The 214-nt window shown below is 66.4% G+C and carries 1 protein-coding gene; it reads left to right on the top strand.

The genetic code is table 11. The features are described 5' to 3' along the window. Positions 1–9 precede the first annotated feature (9 nt). Positions 10–214: hypothetical protein (locus ADL01_RS46705; RefSeq protein ID WP_234354820.1), on the top strand; the 205-nt coding region annotated here is incomplete at its 3' end.

Raw genomic sequence — 214 nt, 5'->3', positions numbered from 1 at the left:
GTGGGAGCGGTGCTCACAGACTCCGAAAGCACGGTGGCGGTGGGAGCAACGCTCGGGGATCTCAAAGGTGCGGTGGCGGTGGGAGCGTTGCTCACAGTTCCCGAAGGTGCGGTGGCGGTGGGAGCGGTGCTCACAGACTCCGAAAGCACGGTGGCGGTGGGAGCAACGCTCGGGGATCTCAAAGGTGCGGTGGCGGTGGGAGCGTTGCTCACAG

This window comes from Streptomyces sp. NRRL WC-3618, from assembly GCF_001280005.1.
Taxonomy (GTDB): Bacteria; Actinomycetota; Actinomycetes; order Streptomycetales; family Streptomycetaceae; genus Streptomyces.
The sequence above is the reverse complement of the archived record's forward strand: the minus strand, read 5'-3'. Positions and strand labels throughout refer to the sequence as shown.